At 60.0% G+C, this 24,222-nt stretch carries 10 protein-coding genes; 7 read left to right on the top strand and 3 right to left on the bottom strand.

The annotated features are described in order from the left end of the window. Positions 1 to 61: 61 nt before the first annotated feature. Positions 62 to 2,257, bottom strand: coding sequence for a primosomal protein N' (gene priA / locus DW56_RS09235; RefSeq protein WP_024553818.1), 2,196 nt, complete (start codon positions 2,255 to 2,257; stop codon positions 62 to 64). A 248-nt stretch (positions 2,258 to 2,505) separates the two neighbouring features. Here priA and rpmE point away from each other — a divergent pair, with 248 nt between their 5' ends. Then, entirely contained in the window at positions 2,506 to 2,718 is a 213-nt protein-coding gene (rpmE, locus tag DW56_RS09230; RefSeq protein ID WP_024553817.1) for a 50S ribosomal protein L31, read from the top strand. A gap of 50 nt (positions 2,719 to 2,768) precedes the next feature. Here rpmE and metJ read toward each other — a convergent pair whose 3' ends face one another. Further along, the gene (gene metJ / locus DW56_RS09225; protein ID WP_024553816.1) at positions 2,769 to 3,086 is read right to left on the bottom strand and encodes a met regulon transcriptional regulator MetJ; all 318 of its coding nucleotides are present in this window, start codon (positions 3,084 to 3,086) and stop codon (positions 2,769 to 2,771) included. A gap of 276 nt (positions 3,087 to 3,362) precedes the next feature. Here metJ and metB point away from each other — a divergent pair, with 276 nt between their 5' ends. The 6 genes from metB (at position 3,363) to DW56_RS09195 (ending at position 23,742) form a co-directional block, all read left to right on the top strand. After that, the gene (gene metB / locus DW56_RS09220; protein WP_024553815.1) at positions 3,363 to 4,523 is read left to right on the top strand and encodes a cystathionine gamma-synthase; all 1,161 of its coding nucleotides are present in this window, start codon (positions 3,363 to 3,365) and stop codon (positions 4,521 to 4,523) included. Positions 4,524 to 4,525: 2 nt separating this feature from the next. Then, positions 4,526 to 6,946: a bifunctional aspartate kinase/homoserine dehydrogenase II gene (locus tag DW56_RS09215; RefSeq protein WP_024553814.1), complete on the top strand. Its 2,421-nt coding sequence runs from the start codon at positions 4,526 to 4,528 to the stop codon at positions 6,944 to 6,946. A 245-nt stretch (positions 6,947 to 7,191) separates the two neighbouring features. Next, positions 7,192 to 8,088 (top strand): methylenetetrahydrofolate reductase, encoded by an 897-nt coding sequence (metF, locus tag DW56_RS09210; RefSeq protein WP_024553813.1) that lies wholly within the window; start codon positions 7,192 to 7,194, stop codon positions 8,086 to 8,088. Between the two features lie 380 nt (positions 8,089 to 8,468). After that, positions 8,469 to 10,133 carry a ShlB/FhaC/HecB family hemolysin secretion/activation protein gene (locus tag DW56_RS09205; protein ID WP_024553812.1) on the top strand — a complete coding sequence of 555 codons (1,665 nt, stop codon included), beginning with the start codon at positions 8,469 to 8,471 and terminating at the stop codon, positions 10,131 to 10,133. A 12-nt stretch (positions 10,134 to 10,145) separates the two neighbouring features. Then, positions 10,146 to 23,270 carry a hemagglutinin repeat-containing protein gene (locus DW56_RS22165; RefSeq protein ID WP_029589770.1) on the top strand — a complete coding sequence of 4,375 codons (13,125 nt, stop codon included), beginning with the start codon at positions 10,146 to 10,148 and terminating at the stop codon, positions 23,268 to 23,270. Next, complete coding sequence (locus DW56_RS09195) at positions 23,260 to 23,742, top strand: hypothetical protein (protein WP_139152830.1); 483 nt, start codon at positions 23,260 to 23,262, stop codon at positions 23,740 to 23,742. The genes DW56_RS22165 and DW56_RS09195 overlap by 11 nt, the downstream gene beginning before the upstream one ends. Positions 23,743 to 23,782: 40 nt before the next feature. Here the strand turns inward: DW56_RS09195 and DW56_RS22160 are convergent, their stop codons facing one another. Further along, on the bottom strand, positions 23,783 to 24,220 hold the full coding sequence (locus tag DW56_RS22160; protein ID WP_152976860.1) for a SymE family type I addiction module toxin: 438 nt from the start codon (positions 24,218 to 24,220) through the stop codon (positions 23,783 to 23,785). Between the last annotated feature and the right edge of the window lie 2 nt (positions 24,221 to 24,222).

Here is a 24,222-nt window from a genome sequence, read left to right as displayed (position 1 = left end):
ATCAGTAATGTGATGGAGATTTCATTTTTTTCGATACGTTTCGCAGAAATCGCCGCGTTGATTAACTTTCGATCGGATCCACATCCAGCGTCCATTTCACCTTGCGGGCGGCAGGCAGCGTGTTGACGAGCGCGAGGCTGCCGCCGAGCAGACGCTGTAAAAGCTGCCGGGAAGGGTGCTGCAACAGCAGTTGCCAGCGGTAGCGGCCGCCGCGTTTCGGTTGCAGCGCGGGCACCGGCCCGAGGATCCACAGATGGGCGTCCGCCAGCGGGCTTGAGCGCAGCAGGTTATTCATCTGTTGCAGGAACTGCGGCGCCTCCTGGTTGTTGTGATCTTCCGCGCGAATCAACACATGGCTGCTGAACGGCGGCAGCGAAACGCTGACGCGCTCGGCCAGCGCCTGATCGGCGAAGGCGTCATAGCCCTGGCTTAAAAGCGTCTGTAATAAAGGATGCTCCGGGTGGTGGGTTTGCAATATCACTTCGCCCTGTTTGCCTGCGCGGCCGGCGCGTCCCGCCACCTGGGTATAAAGCTGCGCGAAACGCTCGGCGGAACGAAAATCGGCGGAAAAGAGCGCGCCGTCCACATCCAGCAGCGCCACCAGCGTCACGTCCGGAAAATGGTGCCCCTTCGCCAGCATCTGGGTGCCGATAAGAATGCGCGCCCCGCCGCGATGCACTTCGGCGAGGTGTTGCTCAAGCGCCCCTTTGCGGCTGGTGGTGTCGCGGTCAATGCGGGACAACGGCACGCCGGGAAAAAGAGGCGCAAGCGTTTGTTCCAGCTGCTCGGTGCCAAGCCCCACCGGAACGGTATGCGTGGAGCCGCACTGCGGGCACTGGCGCGGCACCGGCCGCTGGCTGTCGCAGTGGTGGCAGCGCAGCTGATGCGTTGACTGGTGAAGCGTATAGTAGTGGTCGCAGCGCGGGCATTCGGCAATCCAGCCGCAGTCGTGGCACAGCAGCGCAGGGGCGAAGCCGCGGCGGTTAAGAAAAAGAATCACCTGGTTATTGGCCTGCAAATGCTGGCGCATGCTGGCGAGAAGCGCAGGCGCGAGGCCCGCCTGCAAAGGCTGGCCTTTTAGATCCAGCACGTGCTGTATGGCGGGGCGGGCGTTGCCGGCCCGGCGGGTCAGCTTCAGCAGGCGGTATTTGCGCAGGCGCACGTTATGCAGCGTTTCCAGCGCAGGAGTGGCGGAGCCAAGAATAATCGGGATCTGTTCCGTATGGGCGCGGTAGACCGCCAGGTCCCGGGCGTGATAGCGGAACCCTTCCTGCTGTTTATAAGAGCTGTCGTGCTCCTCATCGATAACAATAACGCCCAGGTTTTTAAACGGCGTGAAGAGCGCGGAGCGGGTGCCGATAACAATCGCCGCCTCGCCGCTTTTCGCCTTCAGCCAGGCGCTCAGGCGCTCGCTGTCATTAAGCCCCGAGTGCAATACCTCCACCGGCGCGTTAAAGCGTTCGCGAAAGCGGGCGATAGTTTGCGGCGTCAGGCCGATTTCCGGCACCAGCACCAGCGCCTGCTTGCCCTGAGCGAGCACATTTTCCAGCACGCTGAGATAAACTTCCGTCTTACCGGAGCCGGTAACGCCCGCCAGCAGCCAGGCGGAGAAGCTGTCCGCCGCGCTGTGAATGGCGCCAACCGCCGTCGCCTGTTCGGTGTTAAGGCGCAGGCGGTCGCCGGAAACCTGAAACGCGCCGCGCCAGTCGGCAATCGCAGGCAGTTCGCTGCGCAAATCGCATAACGCCTTTTCCCGCAGCGCCTGGAACGCCGTCTCGCTAAAGCCTTCCTCCGTCACTTCATGACGCCAGATATTACGCTGGCGAAGCGCGGCCAGCGCCTGCTGCTGCTTTGGCGCACGCTTAAGGCTTTGCAAATCGACGCTGCGTCCTTCATCGGTGGCGAACCAGTACCAGAGCGGCGCGGGGCTGGCGGGCTTGCCCTGGCGCAACAGTACGGGCAGAGCGTGAAACAAGACGTCGCCGATCGGGTGATGGTAATAATCGGCGGCCCACAGCAGTATCCGCCAGAGCGCAGGCGGGAAAAGCGTTTCGTTATCGAGCACGTCCGCCACGCTTTTTAGCTCGTTGCGCGGCAGTTCGCTTTGCTCGCTGACGGAGACCACAATGCCGACGCGCTGCTGCTTGCCGAAAGGCACGCGCACGCGGCAGCCCGCCGCCGCCGTCATCTCGTCAGGCAGCAGATAATCAAAGGTGCGGGCTAAAGGTACGGGCAAGGCAACATGAGCAACGGGCATGAAAATCATCCAGCTGATAAATACGACGCCATAGTGTACACTGTGTGCCCGCAAAATGGCGCACTCTCTCCCGGCGTATCCCGCGCAGCGGGTGCGGAAAATGGCGGAACAGTTTGCATACGGCGGTTATTTTCTGTATGATTCGCCGCCTTTGATGTGCAGTTTCGCCATCAAACCTTTCTATCAACATCGCGTGGTGTCTGGCGTCAGGGCCGGAAGAGCGACGCGGCCTTAACCGAGGTTTTCCCATGAAAAAAGGTATTCACCCGAATTATGTAGAAATTACTGCAACTTGTTCTTGCGGTAATGTAATCAAAACCCGCTCCACCGTGGGTCACGACCTGAACCTGGACGTGTGCGGCAAATGCCACCCGTTCTTTACTGGTAAGCAGCGTGTTGTTGATACCGGTGGTCGTGTTGAGCGTTTCAACAAACGCTTCAGCATCCCGGGCAGCAAATAAGCTACCCAAAGAAAAAGGCGCCGAAAGGCGCCTTTTTTGTTTCTGCAACTTTAATATTCCCAGGTGTCCGGGTCGATGCCCATTTCACGCATGATGGCTTTCGCCTCTTCCGGGATCTCGTCGCTGCGCTCTTTACGCAGATCCTCGTCGTTCGGCAGGGGCTGGCCGGTAAACGCGTGGAGGAACGCTTCGCACAGCAGCTCGCTGTTAGTGGCGTGACGCAGGTTGTTCACCTGACGACGCGTGCGTTCATCGGTGAGGATTTTTAACACCTTCAGAGGAATGGAAACCGTAATTTTCTTTACTTGTTCACTCTTCTTGCCGTGCTCAGCGTAGGGGCTGATATATTCGCCGCTCCATTCAGCCATGAGATACCTTTAATCCTCTCAGTCATTGGTCCAGGGTCAAAACCTGACGAATCTCACGGTCTTAACCATAACGTCTATTAGTGTACAGCGTAGAATATACCGTGATCCGGGCGCTCTCGCTGCGGCACTGCTCTAAAACCCCAATTTTAACGGTTATTCCGCTTTTGCTCAATCTATACGCAAAGAAGTTTAGATGTCCAGATGTATTGACGTCTATTGTCTCAGTGTTTACTCTGAGGCCTGACTTTTATCCGATAAGCCAGGAAACGACTCACCATGACGCGTAAACAGGCCACCATCGCAGTTCGCAGCGGATTAAACGACGACGAGCAGTACGGCTGCGTTGTCCCGCCCATCCACCTTTCCAGCACCTATAATTTCACCGGCTTTAACGAGCCCCGCGCGCACGATTACTCCCGTCGCGGCAACCCGACGCGTGATGTCGTGCAGCGCGCGCTGGCGGAGCTGGAAGGCGGCGCGGGCGCGGTGCTGACCAATACCGGCATGTCGGCCATCCATCTGGTCACCACCGTTTTCCTCAAGCCTGGCGATCTGCTCGTGGCGCCGCACGACTGCTACGGCGGCAGCTATCGCCTGTTCGACAGCCTGGCGAAGCGCGGGTGTTACCGCGTGCTGTTTGTCGATCAGGGCGACGAGGCGGCGTTAAAGGCGGCGCTGGCGGAAAAACCGAAGCTGGTGCTGGTGGAAAGTCCAAGCAACCCCCTGCTGCGCGTGGTGGATATTGCGAAAATTTGCGAACTTTCCCGCGCCGCCGGGGCCATAAGCGTGGTGGATAACACCTTCCTCAGCCCGGCGCTGCAAAACCCGCTGGCGCTGGGGGCAGATCTGGTTCTCCATTCCTGCACCAAATATCTCAATGGCCACTCCGATGTGGTGGCCGGGGTGGTGATTGCAAAAGAGGCCGATACCGTCACCGAACTGGCATGGTGGGCGAATAATATCGGCGTGACCGGCAGCGCGTTCGACAGCTATCTGCTGCTGCGCGGCCTGCGCACCCTCAGCCCGCGTATGGAAGTGGCGCAGCGCAACGCCCAGGCGATTGTTGATTTTCTGAAGACCCAACCGCTGGTGAAAAAGCTGTATCATCCTTCCCTGCCGGACAACGCGGGACACGAGATAGCCGCGCGCCAGCAGAAAGGCTTTGGTGCGATGCTGAGCTTTGAACTGGATGGCGACGAGCAGACGCTGCGCCGTTTTCTGGGCGGTTTGTCGCTGTTTACGCTGGCGGAGTCGCTGGGCGGCGTCGAGAGCCTTATTTCACATGCGGCAACCATGACGCACGCGGGCATGGCGCCTGAAGCGCGCGCCGCCGCCGGTATTTCCGAGACGCTGTTGCGCGTCTCCACAGGCATTGAAGATAGCGAAGATTTAATTGCCGACCTGGAAAATGGCTTCCGGGCGGCGAGTAAGGGGTAAGCATGAGTGTTACAGCGCCGGGTCGTCAACTGCATAAATTTGGTGGCAGCAGTCTCGCCGATGTGAAGTGTTATCTGCGGGTAGCCGGCATTATGGCCGACTATTCCCTGCCGGGCGACATGATGGTGGTGTCGGCGGCGGGCAGCACCACTAACCAGTTGATAAGCTGGCTGAAACTTAGCCAGAACGACCGTCTCTCCGCCCACCAGGTGCAGCAGGCGCTGCGCCGCTATCAGAGCGAACTCATCAGCGGGCTGCTGCCGCCCGACGTGGCCGACGGGCTGATCAGCGAATTCATTCATGACCTGGAGCGCCTGGCGGGGCTGCTCGACGGCGCCATTACCGACGCGGTTTATGCCGAAGTGGTGGGGCATGGCGAAATCTGGTCCGCAAGGCTGATGGCGGCGGTGCTTAACCAGCAGGGGCTGGAGGCCGCGTGGCTTGATGCGCGCGATTTTCTGCGCGCCGAACGCGCCGCCCAGCCGCAGGTTAACGAGGGGCTCTCTTTTCCGCTGTTGCAACAGCTGCTGGTGCAGCACCCCAATAAACGTGTGGTAGTGACAGGCTTTATCTGCCGCAACGACGCAGGCGAAACCGTGCTGCTCGGCCGTAACGGCTCCGACTACTCGGCAACGCAAATCGGCGCGCTGGCGGGCGTTTCGCGCGTGACTATCTGGAGCGATGTGGCGGGCGTTTACAGCGCCGACCCGCGCAAAGTTAAAGACGCCTGCTTGCTGCCGCTGCTGCGGCTGGACGAAGCCAGCGAACTGGCGCGCCTTGCGGCCCCGGTACTGCATGCCCGCACGCTGCAACCCGTTTCCGGCAGCGATATCGATCTGCAACTGCGTTGCAGCTACAACCCGGAGCAAGGCTCCACGCGCATTGAGCGCGTGCTCGCTTCCGGCACTGGCGCCCGCATCGTCACCAGCCACGACGATGTTTGCCTGATTGAATTCGACGTCGCTTCGCACCAGGACTTCAAGCTGGCGCATAAAGAAGTCGATGCCCTGCTCAAGCGCGCGCAGGTGCGCCCGCTCTCCGTCGGCGTTCACCCGGACCGCAACCTGCTTCAGCTCTGCTACACCTCGGAAGTGGTGGGCAGCGCGCTGGCTATTCTTGAAGAGGCGGGTCTGCCGGGCGAGCTGCGCCTGCGCGAAGGGCTGGCGCTGGTGGCGCTGGTGGGCGCGGGGGTCTGCCGCAACCCGCTGCACAGCCACCGCTTCTGGCAGCAGTTAAAAGACCAGCCGGTGGAGTTTATCTGGCAGTCTGACGAAGGCATCAGCCTCGTGGCGGTGCTGCGCGTCGGCCCGACCGAGCATTTGATTCAGGGGCTACATCAGTCGTTGTTCCGCGCGGAAAAACGCATTGGCCTGATGTTGTTCGGCAAAGGCAATATCGGCTCCCGCTGGCTTGAGCTGTTCGCCCGCGAGCAGGAAGCTTTCTCCGCCCGCACCGGGTTTGAATTTGTGCTGGCGGGCGTGGTGGACAGCCGCCGCAGCCTGCTGAACTACAATGGGCTGGACGCCAGCCGCGCGCTCGCTTTTTTTGGTGATGAAGCGGTAGAGCATGATGAGGAGTCGTTATTCCTCTGGATGCGCGCGCACCCTTATGATGACCTGGTGGTGCTCGACGTCACGGCAAGCGAGGAGCTGGCGGACCAGTACCTCGATTTCGCCAGCCACGGTTTTCATGTCATCAGCGCCAACAAGCTGGCCGGGGCGAGCACCAGCAACAAATTCCGCCAGATCCGCGACGCCTTTGCCAAGACCGGCCGCCACTGGCTCTATAACGCCACGGTGGGCGCCGGTTTGCCGGTCAACCACACGGTGCGCGACCTGCGCGACAGCGGCGATAACATTCTGGCCATCAGCGGCATTTTTTCCGGCACGCTCTCGTGGCTCTTTTTGCAGTTCGACGGCACGGTGCCTTTTACCGACCTGGTTGACCAGGCCTGGCAGCAAGGGCTGACGGAGCCGGACCCGCGTGTCGATCTTTCCGGTAAAGATGTGATGCGCAAACTGGTGATCCTGGCGCGCGAAGCGGGCTATGACATCGAGCCTGAGCAGGTGCGCGTGGAGTCGCTGGTGCCGACGGGCTGCGAAGAAGGCTCAGTGGACCATTTCTTCGAAAACGGCGACGAGCTGAACGAGCAGATGGTGCAACGCCTGGAAGCGGCGCGTGAAATGGGCCTGGTGCTGCGTTACGTGGCGCGCTTCGACGCCAGCGGCAAAGCGCGTGTGGGCGTTGAAGCGGTGCGGGCCGAGCATCCGCTGGCCTCGTTGCTGCCGTGCGATAACGTATTCGCCATTGAGAGCCGCTGGTATCGCGATAATCCGCTGGTGATCCGCGGTCCGGGCGCCGGGCGTGACGTAACCGCCGGGGCGATCCAGTCGGACCTCAACCGGCTGGCGCAGCTGCTGTAGTCCTGTTGACGTAATAAAAAGGAGCCGATGGCTCCTTTTTTGTTTTCTGCGCCAGGCCCACCCGTCTTTGGCGCCGCTTTACGCCTCAACATGAAGGTTTTTCATGTTGGCTGAATATTCGTCACGCAGGTTAACGATTTTTCTGTTGACGCCCTGCTGCTTTTCCGTCATTTTTACATCTGGACGTCTAAACGTATAGAAGTTCACAACACAACAATGATGACGAGCGATTGATGAGGTAAGGTATGAGCTTTTTTCACGCCAACCAGCGGGAAGCCCTGAACCAGAGCCTGGCCGAAGTGCAGGGCCAGATTAATGTCTCTTTTGAATTTTTCCCGCCGCGCACCAGTGAAATGGAACAAACCCTGTGGACCTCCATCGACCGTTTGAGCAGCCTGAAGCCGAAATTCGTTTCGGTGACCTATGGCGCGAATTCCGGCGAGCGCGACCGCACGCACAGCATTATCAAGGGCATTAAAGAGCGTACCGGGCTGGAAGCCGCGCCGCATCTGACCTGTATTGACGCCAGCCCCGACGAGCTGCGCGCCATCGCCCGCGACTACTGGAACAACGGCATCCGTCACATTGTGGCCCTTCGCGGCGACCTGCCGCCGGGCAGCGGCAAGCCGGACATGTATGCAAGCGATCTGGTTGCGCTGCTCAAAGAGGTAGCCGACTTTGATATCTCCGTCGCTGCCTACCCGGAAGTCCACCCGGAAGCGAAGAGCGCGCAGGCGGACCTGCTTAACCTCAAGCGCAAAATCGACGCGGGCGCCAACCGCGCTATTACGCAGTTCTTTTTCGACGTGGAAAGCTACCTGCGCTTTCGCGACCGCTGCGCGGCGACGGGCATTGATGTGGAGATAATCCCTGGCATTCTGCCGGTCTCTAACTTTAAACAGGCGAAAAAATTCGCTGACATGACCAACGTGCGCATCCCTTCCTGGATGTCGCAAATGTTCGTGGGGCTTGATGACGACGCCGAAACCCGCAAGCTGGTGGGCGCTAACATCGCCATGGACATGGTGAAGATTTTAAGCCGCGAAGGGGTGAAAGATTTCCACTTCTATACCCTCAACCGCGCGGAGATGAGTTACGCCATCTGCCATACTCTTGGCGTAAGGCCGGCGGTGGCGGCATAAGCCGAAACGATATTCATTATAAGGAGGCCTTTGCCTCCTTTATTATTTTGTCTGGAAATTATCTCATTTCGCCGGAACGTGATCCGACGCAGTATAAATGAAACAGTTGTTCCCGCTTTCTTATGCATTATTCTCCGCTCTTAAATTAATTATCCTTTCATCGGCAGTTTCTCTTTTCATTAATTTACTTTAAGGAAATAAATTAAGCTGCCCTAAAGCAAATTTATATTAACGGGCTAATGACAGAATATATCTTTCATTACTCTGTTTCTTTCACAGAAAAAATTGATATTCTATCGGAAAATTCTTTTCCTTAAATTTAACGCCATTTAATTTCTGCGCGTTATTATTTAATTTCGATCATGGACAGGATCAAGAGAATGTTTTCCCGGTATTTCGTTTTATTATTCGCAGCAGGCCAGATCTGTACTGCGGTAGCCGCGCCTTTATCGCCAGCGGACCGCGATACTATTCGCCAGCAGCAGGAACAATTATTATTACAAAACCAGCAGCAGCGCGAAGAATTAGAGCGCAGCACGCCGCTGCCGCGCGCGCCTGCGTCTGAGCCATCTGCGCCTGCGACAGGGCCATGCTTTCAGATCAACGAAATAACACTGTCCGGCGCAACGTTAATTTCCCTTAAGGCACAACAAAAGCTAACGGCGCCCTGGCGCGACCGCTGTCTGGATATGCGAAAAATAACCGAGCTGACGGCAGCGGTTTCCGACTGGTATATAAGCCGCGGCTATATTACCAGCCGCGCTTTTTTAACTGAGCAGGATCTCTCTGGCGGTAAATTAACGCTCGCCGTGCTGGAAGGGAAATTAAGTGATATTCGCCTGGAAGGCGAAAAGCCGCTGATGCTGAAAATGGCCTTTCCGCGTCTCGAAGGCCGGGTGCTTAATTTACGCGATATAGAACAGGGCATGGAGCAAATAAACCGTTTGCGTACCACGCCGGTTCAGATAGAAATTCTGCCTGCCGAACAGCAGGGATATTCTGTCGTCAGTTTAACCGCCACGCCGGAATTTCCGTTAAATGTCAGCGTTGGGCTGGATAACAGCGGACAAAAAAGCACGGGCGAAGAGCAGCTCACCGGATCGCTGACCGCCAGTAACCTTTTAAGAATTGCCGACAAATGGTTTGTGAGCGGCGGGCGCAGCAGCGATTTCGCCACCGCGTACGACGCGCAGAATTTCCAGGCGGGCGTGAGCGTGCCCTTTGGCTACGGTTTGCTGGACTACAGCTACGCCTGGAGCAACTACCGCACCACGCTGGACAACATGGGATACAAATGGATCTCCACGGGCGATACCAAAACCCACCGCGTTAACGCTTCCTGGGTGGTGTTTCGCAATGGCGATATCAAAACCGGCATTGCGGCGAGCGTTACCCAGCGCAGCAGCCGCAACTGGCTTAACGATGCGCCTCTGACCAGCAGCACCCGTAACCTTTCCAGCCTGACCCTTGGCATTAACCACACGCAGAAAATGCTGGGCGGCGTCGCCACCTTCAACCCCAACTACAGCCACGGCACCCCCTGGTTTAACGCCGAAACCGACGAGAACAAGCACGGCGACGAGCCGCGCGCGCTGTTTCGCAAATGGAGCCTCAGCGCCAGCTTTCAGCGGCCGGTTACGAATAGCCTGTGGTGGCTCGCCAGCGCTTATGGCCAGTGGTCGCCCGACCGGTTGTACGGCTCAGAACGCCTGACGCTCGGCGGCGAAAGCTCGGTGCGCGGCTTCAAAGAGCAATATCTCTCCGGCGACAACGGCGGCTACCTGCGCAACGAACTCAACTATGCGCTTTTCACACTGCCGGTTATCGGCCAGGTCAGCGCCACCGTTGCGCTGGACGGCGGCTGGCTGGAGAAAGATCGCGAAGACCGCTACGCCTCCGGCACCTTGTGGGGCGCGGCGGCAGGCCTTGGCAGCGCTAACCGCGTGTACAGCAGCCAGATTTCCATCGGCACGCCGCTGCGCTACCCCGACTGGCTCGGCCCGGATCACCTCAGCGTCAACTGGCGCGTCATGTTTACGCTTTAAGAGATAACGATTATGGATAACCGTCACCCTCCCGTGAGTCTTTCTAAACGCCTGCTGAGCTGGACCATTAGCGTTCTGCTGGTATGGCAGCCGGTCGCGCCCGCCTTTGCGGCGGCGATGACGCCGACCGGGCAAACCACCATGGACCAGGCGGGCAACGGGGTGCCGGTTGTCAACATCGCCACGCCGAATGCGGCGGGGCTTTCGCATAACCAGTTTCAGGATTACAACGTCGGCAAAGAGGGGCTCATCCTCAACAACGCCACCGGGCAACTGACCCAGACCCAGCTGGGCGGGCTTATCCAGAACAACCCGCACCTGAAGGCGGGGCTGGAGGCGAAGGGGATTATCAACGAGGTGACGGGCGCCAGCCGCTCTCAATTGCAGGGCTATACCGAGGTCGCAGGCAAAGCGGCCAATGTCATGGTGGCGAACCCGTACGGCATCACCTGTAACGGTTGTGGATTTATTAACACGCCGAATGTGACGTTAACCACAGGCAAGCCGCAGTTCGACGCCAATGGCAACCTGATGGCGCTGGATGTCACAAAAGGCGCCATTACCGTGGAAGGGCAGGGGCTGGACGCCAGCCAGAGCGACGCGCTTTCCATCATCGCCCGCGCGACCGAAGTGAACGCCGCTATCCACGCGAAAGATCTCAGCGTAACCGCAGGCGCGAACCGCGTCGGAACAGACGGCAGCCTTCAGGCGACAGCGGGCGAAGGCCCGGCGCCGACGGTAGCGGTGGATACCGGCGCGCTCGGCGGCATGTACGCCAACCGCATTCGCCTGGTGTCCAGCGAAAAAGGGGTCGGGGTCAACCTTGGCAACCTTAACGCGCGCCAGGGGGATATCCAGCTCGACGCCAGCGGCCGGATGACGGTGAAAAACAGCCTCGCCAGCGGTTCGCTGAATGCGAAAGGCGAAGGGGTGACGCTGGCGGGCAGCCACCAGACGGGCGGCGCGCTGAGCGTCGCCAGTACGCAGGCGATGACGCTCGATAACGCCACGCTCGCCAGCGGCGGCGATGCGCGCCTGACCAGCGACGGCCGTTTGCAGATTAACGGCGGCGGCGTGACCAGCAGCGGCGCGCTTGATGTGGCGAGCGGCCAGGATGCGGCGCTCGCTAACGCTACGCTGGTAGGCCAGGGCAACACCACGCTCAGCAGCCATGGCGGGCTGAACATCAACGGCGGCGGCGTTTCCGGCAACGGCGCGCTGACTGTCGCCAGCCAGCAGGACGCCACCCTCAGCAACGCCACCCTGGTGGGCCTTAGCGAAACCCGCCTGCACAGCAACGGCGCGCTGAAGGTAGAGGGCGGCAGCCTCGCCAGCCGGGGCGGACTCAACGTTTCCGCAAGCCAGAGTATGCGGCTGGAAAACACCACCGCAGGCAGCGAAGAAAAAGCCGTTTTCACCAGCGGCGGGCAAATCGCTTCTTCCGGCAGTACGCTCACCGCAGGCAGCGATCTGGCGCTCAGCGGCGGCTCGCTCGCCATTTCCGGCGGCGCGCTGTCGGCTCATGGCGCGCTCGATCTCACCGGCCTCCAGGGGCTGTCGCTTGAAAACAGCAAAGCGGGCAGCGGCACTTACGCCACCCTGACAAGCAACGGCCAGCTTGCGGTGACGGGCGGCTCGCTCACCGCAGGCAGCGACCTGCTGCTGAACGGCGGCGCGCTGGCTGTTCGCGGCGGCTCGCTTTCCGGCAAAGGCGCGCTGACGCTCTCCGCCGGGCAGGATTTACTGTTTGAGAACGCCACCGCAGGCAGCGGCCTGAACGCCACGCTCAGCAGCGGCGGCACGCTTGAGATGACCGGCGGCTCGCTCATTGCCGATGGCGACCTGACGCTTAACGGCGGTTCGCTGGCGGTGCGCAACGCCAGCCTCTCCGGGCAGGGCGCGCTGAGCCTGACGGGCGGGCAACGCCTCCTGCTGGATAACGCCACGGCTGGCAGCGGCGCAAATGCTCTCTTTACGAGCAACGGCGAACTGACCGCAACCGGCAGCGCCCTCACTGCGGGTAACGATCTCACCCTCACCGGCACGCAAATGTCGCTGGACGCTGGCAGTCGCACCGGGGCGAAAGCGAACGTGCGCCTGAACGGCGGCGATATTCACAACCAGGGAGAGGTAAACGCAGGCAACGACGCGCTTATTACAGGCCGGAAGGTGGTGAACGAAGGCCAGCTGGCGGCCAATGGCCGTCTTGATGCGCAGACCATAAGCCTTAACAACAGCGGCTTATTGCAGGGCAACGGCGTTACCCTGAAGGGCGACGCGCTGGAAAACAGCGGCACGCTGCAAAGCGGCGGCGCGCTGGATATCCATGTCAAAAACCTCGCCCAGCAAGGCGCGCTTGGCGCTAAGGGCGACGCCCGGATCACCGCGCAGGAGACGCTGCGTAACGGCGGCAGCCTGCTCGCCGACGGCGCGCTTGCGATAAACACCGCCACGCTTGAGCAAAACGGCACGCTTTCCGGCGCAAAAAACCTGACGGTGGACGCAGAAGAGATTGCCAGCGGCAAAGGTTCGCTCGTCACAAGCCAGGGCGACGTGCGCCTGGCGGCAGGGCAGAGAGCCGACATCAACGGCCAGGTGATTGCCAGCGGCGCGCTCGACGTGCGCGGCGAAACGGTTACTACGGGCGCGGACGCGCATCTGCAAAGCGATAACGACCTGACGCTACAGGCCACGACGGCACAGCTTGGCGGCACCCAGGCGGCGAAAGGCGCGTTCGGCGTGACGGCGCAGCAGATTGACCACAGCGGCAAATCCAACGCCAGCAGCATCACTTTCACCGCGCCGCAATCGGTGACCAACAGCGGCACGCTGGAAGCCACCACCTTAACCCTGAGCGGCGACAGCATAACTAACCGCGGCGCGCTGCTGGCCGATACGCTGGCCCTGGGGGCGCAAACCCTCATCAACAGCGGCGGCGTAAAGGCGGGCGCGCTCACGCTGGATGGCGAAAGCCTCACCAACAGCGGCACGCTGGCGGCCGATACGCTGGCGCTACGCGGCAACCATTTTACCAACAGCGGGCTGGTGCAGGGCGCCGACCTGCTGAACCTGCAAACCGATACGCTGGACAACCTCGCGGGCGGCACGCTCTACAGCGCACAGAACCTGGCGCTGAGCCTGCCGACGCTGAATAACAGCGGCCTGATCACCACCGATCGCGACCTGATCCTCAAAGGCGACCAGCTGAGCAATTCAGGCGAGATCAACGGCGTTAACCTCCGCAGCGGTTACGCCACGCTTATCAACAACGCGGACGGACGCCTGCTGGCGGATAATAACCTGACCCTGAATGGCCTGTTGATTGATAACAGCGGCTTGCTGGCGGCGAAAACCCTCTCCCTGACGACCGATACGCTAACGAACCGGGGCGAAGCCCAGGGCGACGGCGGGCTGACCATCACCGCGCAACAGACCAGCAACAGCGGCGCGCTGCGCACTGGCGGCACGCTCGATTTACAGGGCGCGACCCTTGGCAACGATGGCGAGATGAGCGCCACCGACCTGCTGCTCAACCTGAGCGGCAAGGCCGCCAACACCGGGCGGATAATTGCCGACAACGGCTTCACGATCGCTGCGCCGGAGCTTATCAACAGCGGGCTGCTGGCGGCGAGCGACCTGCGCGCAGACGCCTTCGCTATCACCAACAGCGGCACGTTGCAGGGCGCGGCATCCCTTAATGCGACGGGCAAAACGCTGGATAACCAGCAGGGCGGGGCGCTGCTTTCTGGCGGCGCGCTGGAACTGCAAAACGATCGGCTCACCAACGCCGGGCTGTTGCAGGGGAAAACCCTGAACCTGGCGACGGGCGAGTGGATCAACAGCGGCAACGCACTCGGCGAAGCGGGGCTGACGGCGAAAGTGAGCGGCGCGTTCAGCAACCAGGGCAAGGTCCTGAGCCAGCAGGCTATGGATCTGCGCGCAGAAACCCTTGATAACCGCGGCGCGCTGATGGCGAAAGTGCTGGCGCTGCACGGCGATTTGCAAAACAGCGGTCTGTTGCAGGGCAGCAGCGCCCTGAACTGGGACGGCAACGTCTTTACCAACCTGGCGCAGGGCCAGGCGACGGGCGGCGAAACGCTGACCCTTACCGGCAAAACGCTCGACAACCAGGGCCAGCTTCAGGCCCGCAGCGCCACGCTCACGGGGGAGACGCTACGCAACAGCGGGAGCGCGCAGGCGCTGGAGAGCCTCAACGCCAGCATCAGCGGACGGGCAGACAATCAGGGGGCGCTGCTAAGCCAGAACCGGTTTGAACTCGCCGCCGCGCAGCTCTTTAACGACGGCCAACTGGCGGCGAAAAGCGTTACGCTTAGCGCGCCGCAGCTGACCAATAACGGCCTGATTCAGGGCAATGAAAGCCTGGCGCTCGCCACCCGCGACCTGTTAAACGGCCAGAACGGGCAGCTTATCAGCGCCAGCGGACTGAATCTCGATCTTAACAGCCTGCAAAACCAGGGGCTGCTGCTGGCAACCAGCGGCTTTACGCTGAAGGGCAAAACGCTCGTTAACGGCGGCGATATCCAGGCGGATTCCCTTAACTTCACCCTTGCCGACACGCTCGACAACCAGGGCGGGCTGGTGGCGAAAGGCCAGAGCGCGCTCAGCGCCGCGACGCTCACCAACGGCGGCACGCTGGCGAGCCAGACGCTGACGCTTGGCGGCACGGCGATCCGCAACAGCGGTCTTATCCAGGGCAACGGCCAGGCAGACGCGACGGCAAACACCATTACCAACGACGCGGCGGGCAAATGGCTTTCCGGCGGCGCGTTAACCTTTAACGGCGGCACGCTGACCAACGCGGGCGCCATGCAGGGCGCCACGCTGGGCCTTACCGCAAGCACTCTCAATAACAGCGGCGTGCTGACCGGCGCCTCGGCGCTCACCGGCGCTTTCACCGGCGCGCTCAACAACAGCGGGCAGATCCAGAGCAACGGCGCGCTGGGCCTGACGGCGGACAGCCTCATTAACCCCGGGCGCATCGCGGGCGATACATTGACCCTCAACGCCGCCACGCTCAGCAACGACGGGCTGTGGCAGGGCGTTAAAAACCTGACCTTAACGGGCGATACCCTGACCACGGGCGCGGCTTCCCGCACCCTTACCGGCGGCGCGCTGGCGCTGAACGCCGGGCAGCTCAACACGCTCGGCACCTTACAGGGGCAGGGCGTGGAGGTGAACGCGAGCGGCTGGACGCACGGCGGCTCGCTGCTGAGCCTTGGCAACCTCACGGCGGACGTGGGCGGCACGTTTGCCAACACCGGCTCCGCGATGAGCAAGGGCGACGCTTCCCTTGTAGCGCAGCTTATCGACAACGGCGGGCAGCTGCTTAGCGAAGGCAATGCCACGCTCGACGGCCAGAGCCTGAAGAACCGCGGCGCGGTGCAGGGGAAAACCCTCGCGCTGCACCAGACCAGCATTAACAACCAGGGGACGCTTACCGGCCTGCAAAGCCTGACGCTGGAAGCGCAGCAGCGCCTGATGGCGCGCATGTTAATGGCCGCCCCGCAGCAGGAGCTGATCAACGGCGCGAGCGGCGCGCTGCTGACCCAGGGCACGCTGAAAATCACCTCCGGCACGGTCACTAACGCCGGAAGCTGGCAGGGGCAGAACGTGATCCTGAATGCGCAGTCGCTCGCTAACAGCGGCGCGGTGCAGAGCGCCGATGCATTGCAGATGACGCTTGCGAACACGCTTAATTCCACCGCCGGCAGCAAAATTACTGCGATGGGCAATGCGGCGCTCTCTGCGCTGTCGCTCACGAATCAGGGGCAATGGGCGGCGAAAAACCTGACGCTCAGCGGCAACACCTTTAACAACGACGGCGACACCAGCGGCGTGAACGGGCTGACCGTGACGCTGAACGGCGCGTTTACCCAGCAGGCGGGGCGCTCGCTGCTCACCGGCGGCGCGCTAAACCTGAGCGCCGCTTCCGTCACCAACCTCGGCAAGCTACAGGGTAATACGCTTGGCGTCTCCACCGGGGCGCTGAACAACAGCGGTCGGTTGCAGGGCGATAACGGCGCCACGTTCAGCCTGAGCGGCAGGCTGACCAACAACGCGGGCGGGGAGATTGTCAGCCAGCAGGGGCTGACCGTCACCACGCCTGAACTGTTCAACTACGGGCTGATGCAGGGCGGCGGCGACACCCGCGTGGACGCCGCGTCGCAGGCTTATAACAATGGCAAGCTGCTTTCCGGCGCGACGCTAACGCTCACCACGCCACAGTACACCGACACCGGCTGGCTACAGGCGAGCAACCTTGTTCTGAACGCGGCCAACGCCACCAACGGCGGCACCTGGCTTGCGGACCAGGCGACGCTTACCGGCAGCCAGTTCACCAACCAGGGCACGACCCAGGGCGGCACGCTTGCCGTTAACTACAGCCAGTTGAACAACAACGGCACGCTGCTCGGCACCAGCCAGCTTAACGTGAACGCAGGCCAGGTTAACCAGTCCGCCGCAGGCAAGCTCTTCAGCGCCGGCAACCTGTGGCTTGGCAGCAACGGCTTCGACTCGCTGGGGCAGGTGGTGGCGCTGGGCGACCTGACGCTGAAACTGACTAACGCTTATACCAACAAAACCGCGCTGGCGGCGGGCAGAACGCTGACGCTGACCAGCAACGGGGCGATTGATAACCAGAGCGTGATGCAGGGCCAGGCGGTGAACGTCAGCGCGGGCGGCGTGCTCACCAACAATAGCCAAATCACCACCGGCAGCGGCGCAAGCACCTTCAGCGGCAGCGCGGTAGCGCTTAATGGCGCGGGGTCGATTCAGGGCGGCGGCGATATCGCCATTAACAGCGGCAGCAACATCACCGTAAACGGTTTTACCGGCACCCGCGGCAGCCTGACGCTGAGCGGGCCGGGCTCCATCATCAACACCGCGCTGCTTTATGCGGCCAACAACCTGGCGCTTTACGCCAACAGCATCACCAACCAGCGCGGCGATATTCTCGCGGGCAACAGCCTGTGGATGCAGCGCGACGGCGCGGGCAATGCGAATGCGGAAGTGGTGAATACCTCAGGGACGATCGAGACGCAGAACGGCGATATCACGATCAATACCGGGCATTTGTTGAATACCAGGGATGGGTTGAGTGTTAAAGAAGAAGCGTTAACGTCCACATCTTCCGGTATCGACGGGCTTGGTAACGCCTCCATTAATGTACCCGTAGCGCTTTTGCCCGAAGGCAGTTATGGCGCATGGAGTCGTACAGGCACTGGCGAGAGCGGGCCCTGTGGTACGCACAGCGCCTGTAATTATTACAATTTTATCATTTACACTTACGCGCCGTTCCAGGATACAGCCGTACAAAAATTCGTTGCCAGCCAGAAGAAAGTTTCGGTTGTCAGCAACGGAGGTGCAGCGCGTATTTCTTCCGGTCGTGATTTAACGATTGGGGCAAACAATCTTGAAAACTCAGCGAGCAACATTTTAGCAAACCGCAATATAGCCTTGCGCGGCTCGACGCTGAACAATCAGAGCTGGACTGACGGTACGGTTACTGATTATTTCGTTTATGAATTCAAACCCAGCAAATCTGCCAGAACTAAATTCGCCACAGTTGATAAAAGTAAAATGAAGGGAATGGAAGGTTACCGACCCTACCTTCCTGAAGATACTGACGTTATTCCTTTCCAGTTAACCGGTCACACAAGTGAACGGCAAGACGGCCAAATCTACCGCGCCGTAATCCAGGCGGGCGGCAACGTCAGCGCTAACTTCACCAGCAATATCAGCAACACCAATACCACCGCCAACGCGGGCGGCGTCAGCAACACCATTTCCACGCCATCGCTCACTACGCTGAGCAACCAGAGCGTTAGCGGCAGCATTGCGAAACAGAACCTGACCAGCGCCGGGCCGGTGGCGGTAAACTCGCCGCAGTGGAAAGACCAGCTCCAGGGCGCGTTGCAGCAGATCAACGGCGGCGGCGCGCTGGAGGCAACCGGCGCGGCGAACGCGTCGCTTGCCGCTATTTCTACCACGCAGAAGGGCAACGCCAGCCTTGGCAGCATGGGTAATCTTGCGAACGCGGGCGTGACCACGGCGGCGCTCAGCAACGCCAAAGGCGGCGCGTTGGGGCAGTACCAGGGCAAGGCGGTGGACACCAGCGCTTACCCGCTGCCTTCCGGCGACAATGGCTATTTCGTGGTTTCCACCAACCCGAAAAGCCCGTACCTCATCACCGTTAACCCGAAACTCAACGGCCTTGGGCAACTCGACCCGTCGCTGTTTGGCGACCTGAACGCCCTGCTGGGCCTGCAACCTTCCACCCGCGCGCTCCCGGGCGTTCGCCCGGACGTGGGGGCGCTGGCGGGCGTGCAGCCGGGCACGACGGCGCCGCAGGAGACGCGCGCCGTTTATACCGATGAGAAGCAGTTCCTTGGCTCCTCTTACATGCTGGGCCGCCTTAATCTGAACCCGGATTACGACTACCGCTTCCTTGGCGATGCGGCATTCGACACCCGCTACGTCAGCAACTACCTGCTGAACCAGACCGGCAACCGCTACCTCAACGGCATCGGCTCCGACCTCGACCAGATGCGTTACCTGATGGACAACGCCGCCTCGGCGCAGCAGTCTCTCGGCCTGAAATTTGGCGTGTCTCTCACCGCCGACCAGGTGGCGGCGCTCGACCACAGCATCCTGTGGTGGGAAACCGCGACCATCAACGGCGAAACGGTGATGATCCCGAAAGTGTACCTGTCGCCGAAAGATGTGACGGTGAACAACGGCAGCGTCATCGCGGGCAATAACGTTAGCCTGCAGGGCGGCAACATCACCAACAGCGGCAGCACGCTGGTGGCGAAGAACAACCTCAGCCTCGACAGCCAGAACAGCATCAGCAACCTGAACGACGGGTTGATGAAAGCGGGCGGCGATCTCAACCTGAGCGCCATCGGCGATATCAATAACATCAGTTCCGCCATCAATGGCAAAACCGTACAGCTGGAGAGCCTGGACGGCAGCATTAATAACATCACGCTGGCTGATCAGATTGATATCAACGCCAAAGGCAAATACGGCAGCGTTTCGCTGAAAGACACCGTGCTTGGCTCAACGGCATCCATTACCGCGCAGGATGTGCTTTCGCTTTCGGCGGGCAAAGACATCACGCTGACCGGCGCGAACCTCGCCTCCGGCGGCGACATGCTGCTGGACGCCTGGGGCGACATCGCCGTTAACGCCAATCAGGTGAACGACGCCTACAGCCAGTCCGGTTTTCGCGGTAAAACCAACACCAGCCGCTCCACCGTCTCTTATCAGGGCAGCACCATCAGCGCGGGCGGCAACCTGGACGCGAGCGCAGGACATAACCTCAGCCTGACGGCGAGCGACGTGAAAGCGGGCGGCAGCGCTGCGCTTGCGGCGGGCAACGACCTCAACCTGAACGCCGCACAGACCAGCCAGAACAGCGCCAGCGGCAAGAATGAATCGCACAGCACCGGGCTGGACCGCGCCACCGTAGCGGCAGGCGACAACCTGACGTTGAAAGCAGGTCAGGACATCAACTCCCAGGCGGCGGCGCTGGCGGCGACGAATAACGTCGGCATGCAAGCGGGACGCGATGTCAACCTGGCGGCGGAGGCCACCACCGAGGGCGACAGCGCCCGCGCGAAGAAAAAGACCGTCATTAATGAGTCGGTGCGCCAGCAGGGCACTGAGATTGCGAGCGGCGGCAACACGGTGATTGTCGCCGGGCAGGATGTGAACGCGCAGGCGGCGCAGGTGACCGCGCAGGGCGATATCGGCGTGGCGGCAGGCCGCGACGTTAACCTCACCACCGCCACCGAGAGCGATTACTACTACAAAGAGCAGACCAAAACCAAAAAAGGATTCCTGAGCAAGAAAACCACCCACACCATCCAGGAAACCAGCGCCACGCGTGAAGCAGGCACGCTGCTTTCTGGCGACAACGTGCAGGTTTCGGCGGGCAATAATCTGCTGGTGCAGGGCTCTGCTGTTGCGGGTGACGGCAATGTAGCGCTTGGCGCGGGCAACAATGTGGATATTGTCGCCGCCACCAATACCGATACCTCCTGGAACTTCAAAGAGACGAAGAAAAGCGGCCTGATGGGCTCCGGTGGCATTGGTTTTACCATCGGCAGCAGCAAAACCACCCACGACCTGCGCGAGAAAGGCACCACCCAGAGCCAGAGCACCAGCACGGTAGGCTCGACGGGCGGCAACGTGACGGTTACCGCAGGCAACCAGGCGCACGTGGGCGGCGCGGATCTTATTGCAGGCAAAGACCTGACGATTACCGGCGACAGCGTAGTGATTGAGCCGGGCCACGACAAACGCACCCGCGACGAGAAATTCGAGCAAAAATCCAGCGGGTTGACGCTGGCGCTTTCGGGCGTGGTGGGCAGCGCGCTTAACAGCGCCGTAAGCGCTGCGCAGTCGGCGAAAGAGAGCAGCGACAGCCGGGTAGCGGCCTTGCAGGCCACCAAAGCCGCGCTTTCGGGGTATCAGGCTTCTCAGGGTTCGGACCTGCTTCAGGCGACAAACGACCCGAGCAACGGCTTTGGCGTCAGCGTGTCGCTTACCAGCCAGAAATCAAAATCGCAGCAGCATCAGGAGACCGACACGGTATCAGGCAGCACGCTGAATGCCGGGAATAACCTTGCCATTAACGCGACCGGCAAAGGCGGCAGCGCCAACAGCGGCGATATCCTCATCGGCGGCAGCCAGCTCAAGGCAGGCGGCGACGCCACGCTGAGCGCGGCGAATGACATTCTGCTTACCGGCGCGGCGAACACCGAGAAAACCACCGGCAAAAACAGCAGTAGCGGCGGCGGTATCGGCGTAAGCATCGGCGGCGGCAGCAACGGCGGCGGCATTAGCGTATTCGCCAATGTGAATGCGGCGAAAGGGCACGACAAAGGCAACGGCACCAGCTGGAGCGAAACGACGGTAGACAGCGGCGGCACGGTCAAACTGCAAAGCGGCCGCGACACCACGCTTACTGGCGCACAGGTGAACGGCGACAAAGTGATTGCCGACGTGGGCCGTGACCTGACCCTTGCCAGCCAGCAGGACAGCAACCGCTACGACAGCAAGCAGACCAGCTTCGGCGCAGGCGGCAGCTTCACCTTTGGCTCAATGACCGGTTCCGGCTACCTGAACCTGAGCCAGGACAAGATGCACAGCACCTTCGATAGCGTGGCGGAGCAGTCCGGCATTTATGCAGGTAAAGGCGGCTTCGATATCACAGTCGGCAACCATACCCAGCTCGATGGCGCGGTTATCGCCTCCACCGCCACGGCAGATAAAAACCGTCTGGATACCGGCACGCTGGGCTTTAGCGATATCCAGAACCGGGCGGACTATAAGATTGAGCACCAGGGCGCGAGCTTCAGCACGGGCGGCGGCATTGCAGGCAACCTCATCAGCAATATGGCGAACACCATGTTGGCGGGGATGGGCGGCAGCGGCCACGCCGAAGGCACGACGCAGTCTGCGGTGGCAGATGGCGCCATCACCATTCGCGACCAGGCGAACCAGCAGCAGGACCTGGCGAACTTAAGCCGTGATACGGAACACGCCAACGACAGCATCAGCCCGATATTCGACAAAGAGAAAGAGCAGAACCGCCTGCAGACCGCGCAGCTGATTGGCGAGATTGGGATGCAGGTCTCGGATATCGTTAAAACGCAGGGCGCGATAGAGGCGGCGCAGAAGGCTAACAGCCAGATGGCGGGCGTTACTCAGGCGCAGAAGGACGAGGCGCTGAAAGCGCTTCAGGCGCAGGACCGGAATAAACAGTACAGCGACAAGGAGATTAACCAGCAGGTCTGGCAGAACTTCTACGACAACGCCCAGAAGAACAGCGACTACGGCACGGGCGGCAAATACCAGCGGGCCGTCCAGGCGGTGACGGCGGCAGTGCAGGGCCTGGCGGGCGGGGACGTTCAGTCGGCGCTGGCAGGTGGCGCAGCGCCGTACCTGGCGGATGTTATCGGCCATAAGCTGAACCTGGACGAGGGCAGTAAAGCGATTGCCCATGCCATCGCCGGAGCCGTCGTGGCGGAGCTTCAGGGACGCAATGCTCTGGCAGGCGCTGCCGGTGCGGTGGCAGGGGAACAGGCAGCTAACATCTTGCTGGCGCAGATGTTCCCGGGCAAAAGCGCAGCGGACCTGACCGAAGAAGAGAAGCAGACCATCAGCGCTTTCTCAACGCTTGCGGCAGGGCTTGCTGGCGGCATTGCCGGAGACAGCAGCGCCAGTGCGTTAACCGGCGCGCAGGCAGGGAAAAATGCGGTTGAGAATAATGCGCTGAGCGTAAACAAGCTTGATGGATTTGCGGAAAGGGCCCGAAACTGCGAAGGAGCCGGCTGCGAAAAAGTTGTCCGGGACATGATTGACAGCAATATTGAGGTACAGGAAGACATCAAGCTAGTCTGTTCCATATCAGCAGAATTATGCCAGCAGAAATACGGCTATTTGGTTGATCAATGGTCGGTATTTGAAACGACGGTTAAGCATATGGCTGAAGATGAAACCTTACCGTCTGATTTTAGGAACGCACTGGCTCCGGTCTATACATTAAGTATGGAAGCGGAAGGCATCATGGCGAATCAGGGCTGGACTGAACGCTTTGAGGCAATGGGTTTTGATGCTGAAACGGCCTCGAAGATAGCGATGACTCTTCCTGCCCTTTATGGCGCGACCAAAGGTGCAAAAGGCCCAACAAGTGCGACGGCTACAGCGCAAACAGTTAAGCCACAGACACTTGATCCCAGATATGCAAATGATACGTGGAAACCAATCAAGCGTTATCAACTGGTTGAAAAAGATGGTGTCTGGTATACAGTTGGTGAAAGTGGCTCAATGTTTAGAGCAAAAGGTACGTATGACTATGTAACTATCGGTGGAAAGGTTTATGTATCCAGAACTTCATCCAAAGAGGGGGACGTTGGGCACTATGATATTTCGCGGGGAGCATCGCAAGTAGATTATGCTGGCTCTGTTAAATTCGGATGGAGTGAAGGTACCCGTGGAGTATTACAGGGATTTGATAACTCCTCAGGACATTATAAGCCATCTGCTAACAATGCTAATCAATCTGGTTTGCCTTTAGATAAGTTTAGGGAACATAGTGCTAAATGATCTTATAAATGCTCTTCCTGATGGAAGAGCAGAAAATCAACTTGTTAATTATCTAAGGATATTATCTGAAGATGAGAAAGCTTCTGTTATAGAAGGCATGTTTATGCATGACTCTGATTTGGTGAGAGGTTCTGCATTAAGAATTATCCCGAGAGTTGTGAGGGATAAAGGTATTTTAATAAAATTTTTAGATATGGGCTTAGAAAAGAAAAATATATCAGGAACCAAATTATGGGTTAAAGCAACAGTATCCGGTTTAGGTTATAAGAGACTGCTTAAGCATCTACAAGAAATAGCAGAGAAAGAACCTGAATGGATCGTTTATGCCTGGTATCAGTTAGTACCTATTGTACGAAAAGAAGCGCCCGAGCATATGGCGATATTAGAAAAAATCAGGGATACGGTGGATATTGAGCTCGGTTCCGACCTACGAGACTTCTGGCAACGTAATAAAGATGCCGTACCTCTATAAGTCAGTAAAAGATCCCGGCCTGATTGTCGGGATCGTGTTATCAGCCGTCAAGCAAAACGCCCGACCCGCGCTTAATCACCGGCAGATTGCCGGTATCATTGAGCGCGCCGGGGAAGGTCTTAAGCCACTGGAGCATCTTTGGCCTGTTGACGTAAGTCACGCTCAGCCCCTCTGCGCAGCCGTATAGCTCGCGGCTGTTCCGGGTGGTGATAACGATGCAGTCCGACATCACCCGTATCTTAACCGGCATCCCGTCAGTAAATCCCGCGTGCAGTATCCACTCGCCGCGTAAAAATATCGCCTTATGCACGGCCCGGCTGTAGTACTCGCAGCGGGTGGTGGGTTGCGGCGCTTCAGTTGTGCGGCAGCAGCCACGCCGAAGGCACGACGCAGTCTGCAGTAGAATGGCGCCATCACCATTCGCGACCAGGCGAACCAGCGGGCCGTCCAGGCGGTGACGTTCAGTCGGCGCTGGCAGGC

The sequence above is a fragment of the Franconibacter helveticus LMG 23732 genome (assembly GCF_000463115.2).
Classification (GTDB): domain Bacteria; phylum Pseudomonadota; class Gammaproteobacteria; order Enterobacterales; family Enterobacteriaceae; genus Franconibacter; species Franconibacter helveticus.
The sequence above is the reverse complement of the archived record's forward strand: the minus strand, read 5'-3'. Positions and strand labels throughout refer to the sequence as shown.

Coding starts and splice junctions, on each gene's coding strand:
- priA (WP_024553818.1), bottom strand. CDS start 2,257: ATGCCCGTTGCTCATGTTGCCTTGCCCGTACCTTTAGCCCGCACCTTT.
- rpmE (WP_024553817.1), top strand. CDS start 2,506: ATGAAAAAAGGTATTCACCCGAATTATGTAGAAATTACTGCAACTTGT.
- metJ (WP_024553816.1), bottom strand. CDS start 3,086: ATGGCTGAATGGAGCGGCGAATATATCAGCCCCTACGCTGAGCACGGC.
- metB (WP_024553815.1), top strand. CDS start 3,363: ATGACGCGTAAACAGGCCACCATCGCAGTTCGCAGCGGATTAAACGAC.
- DW56_RS09215 (WP_024553814.1), top strand. CDS start 4,526: ATGAGTGTTACAGCGCCGGGTCGTCAACTGCATAAATTTGGTGGCAGC.
- metF (WP_024553813.1), top strand. CDS start 7,192: ATGAGCTTTTTTCACGCCAACCAGCGGGAAGCCCTGAACCAGAGCCTG.
- DW56_RS09205 (WP_024553812.1), top strand. CDS start 8,469: ATGTTTTCCCGGTATTTCGTTTTATTATTCGCAGCAGGCCAGATCTGT.
- DW56_RS22165 (WP_029589770.1), top strand. CDS start 10,146: ATGGATAACCGTCACCCTCCCGTGAGTCTTTCTAAACGCCTGCTGAGC.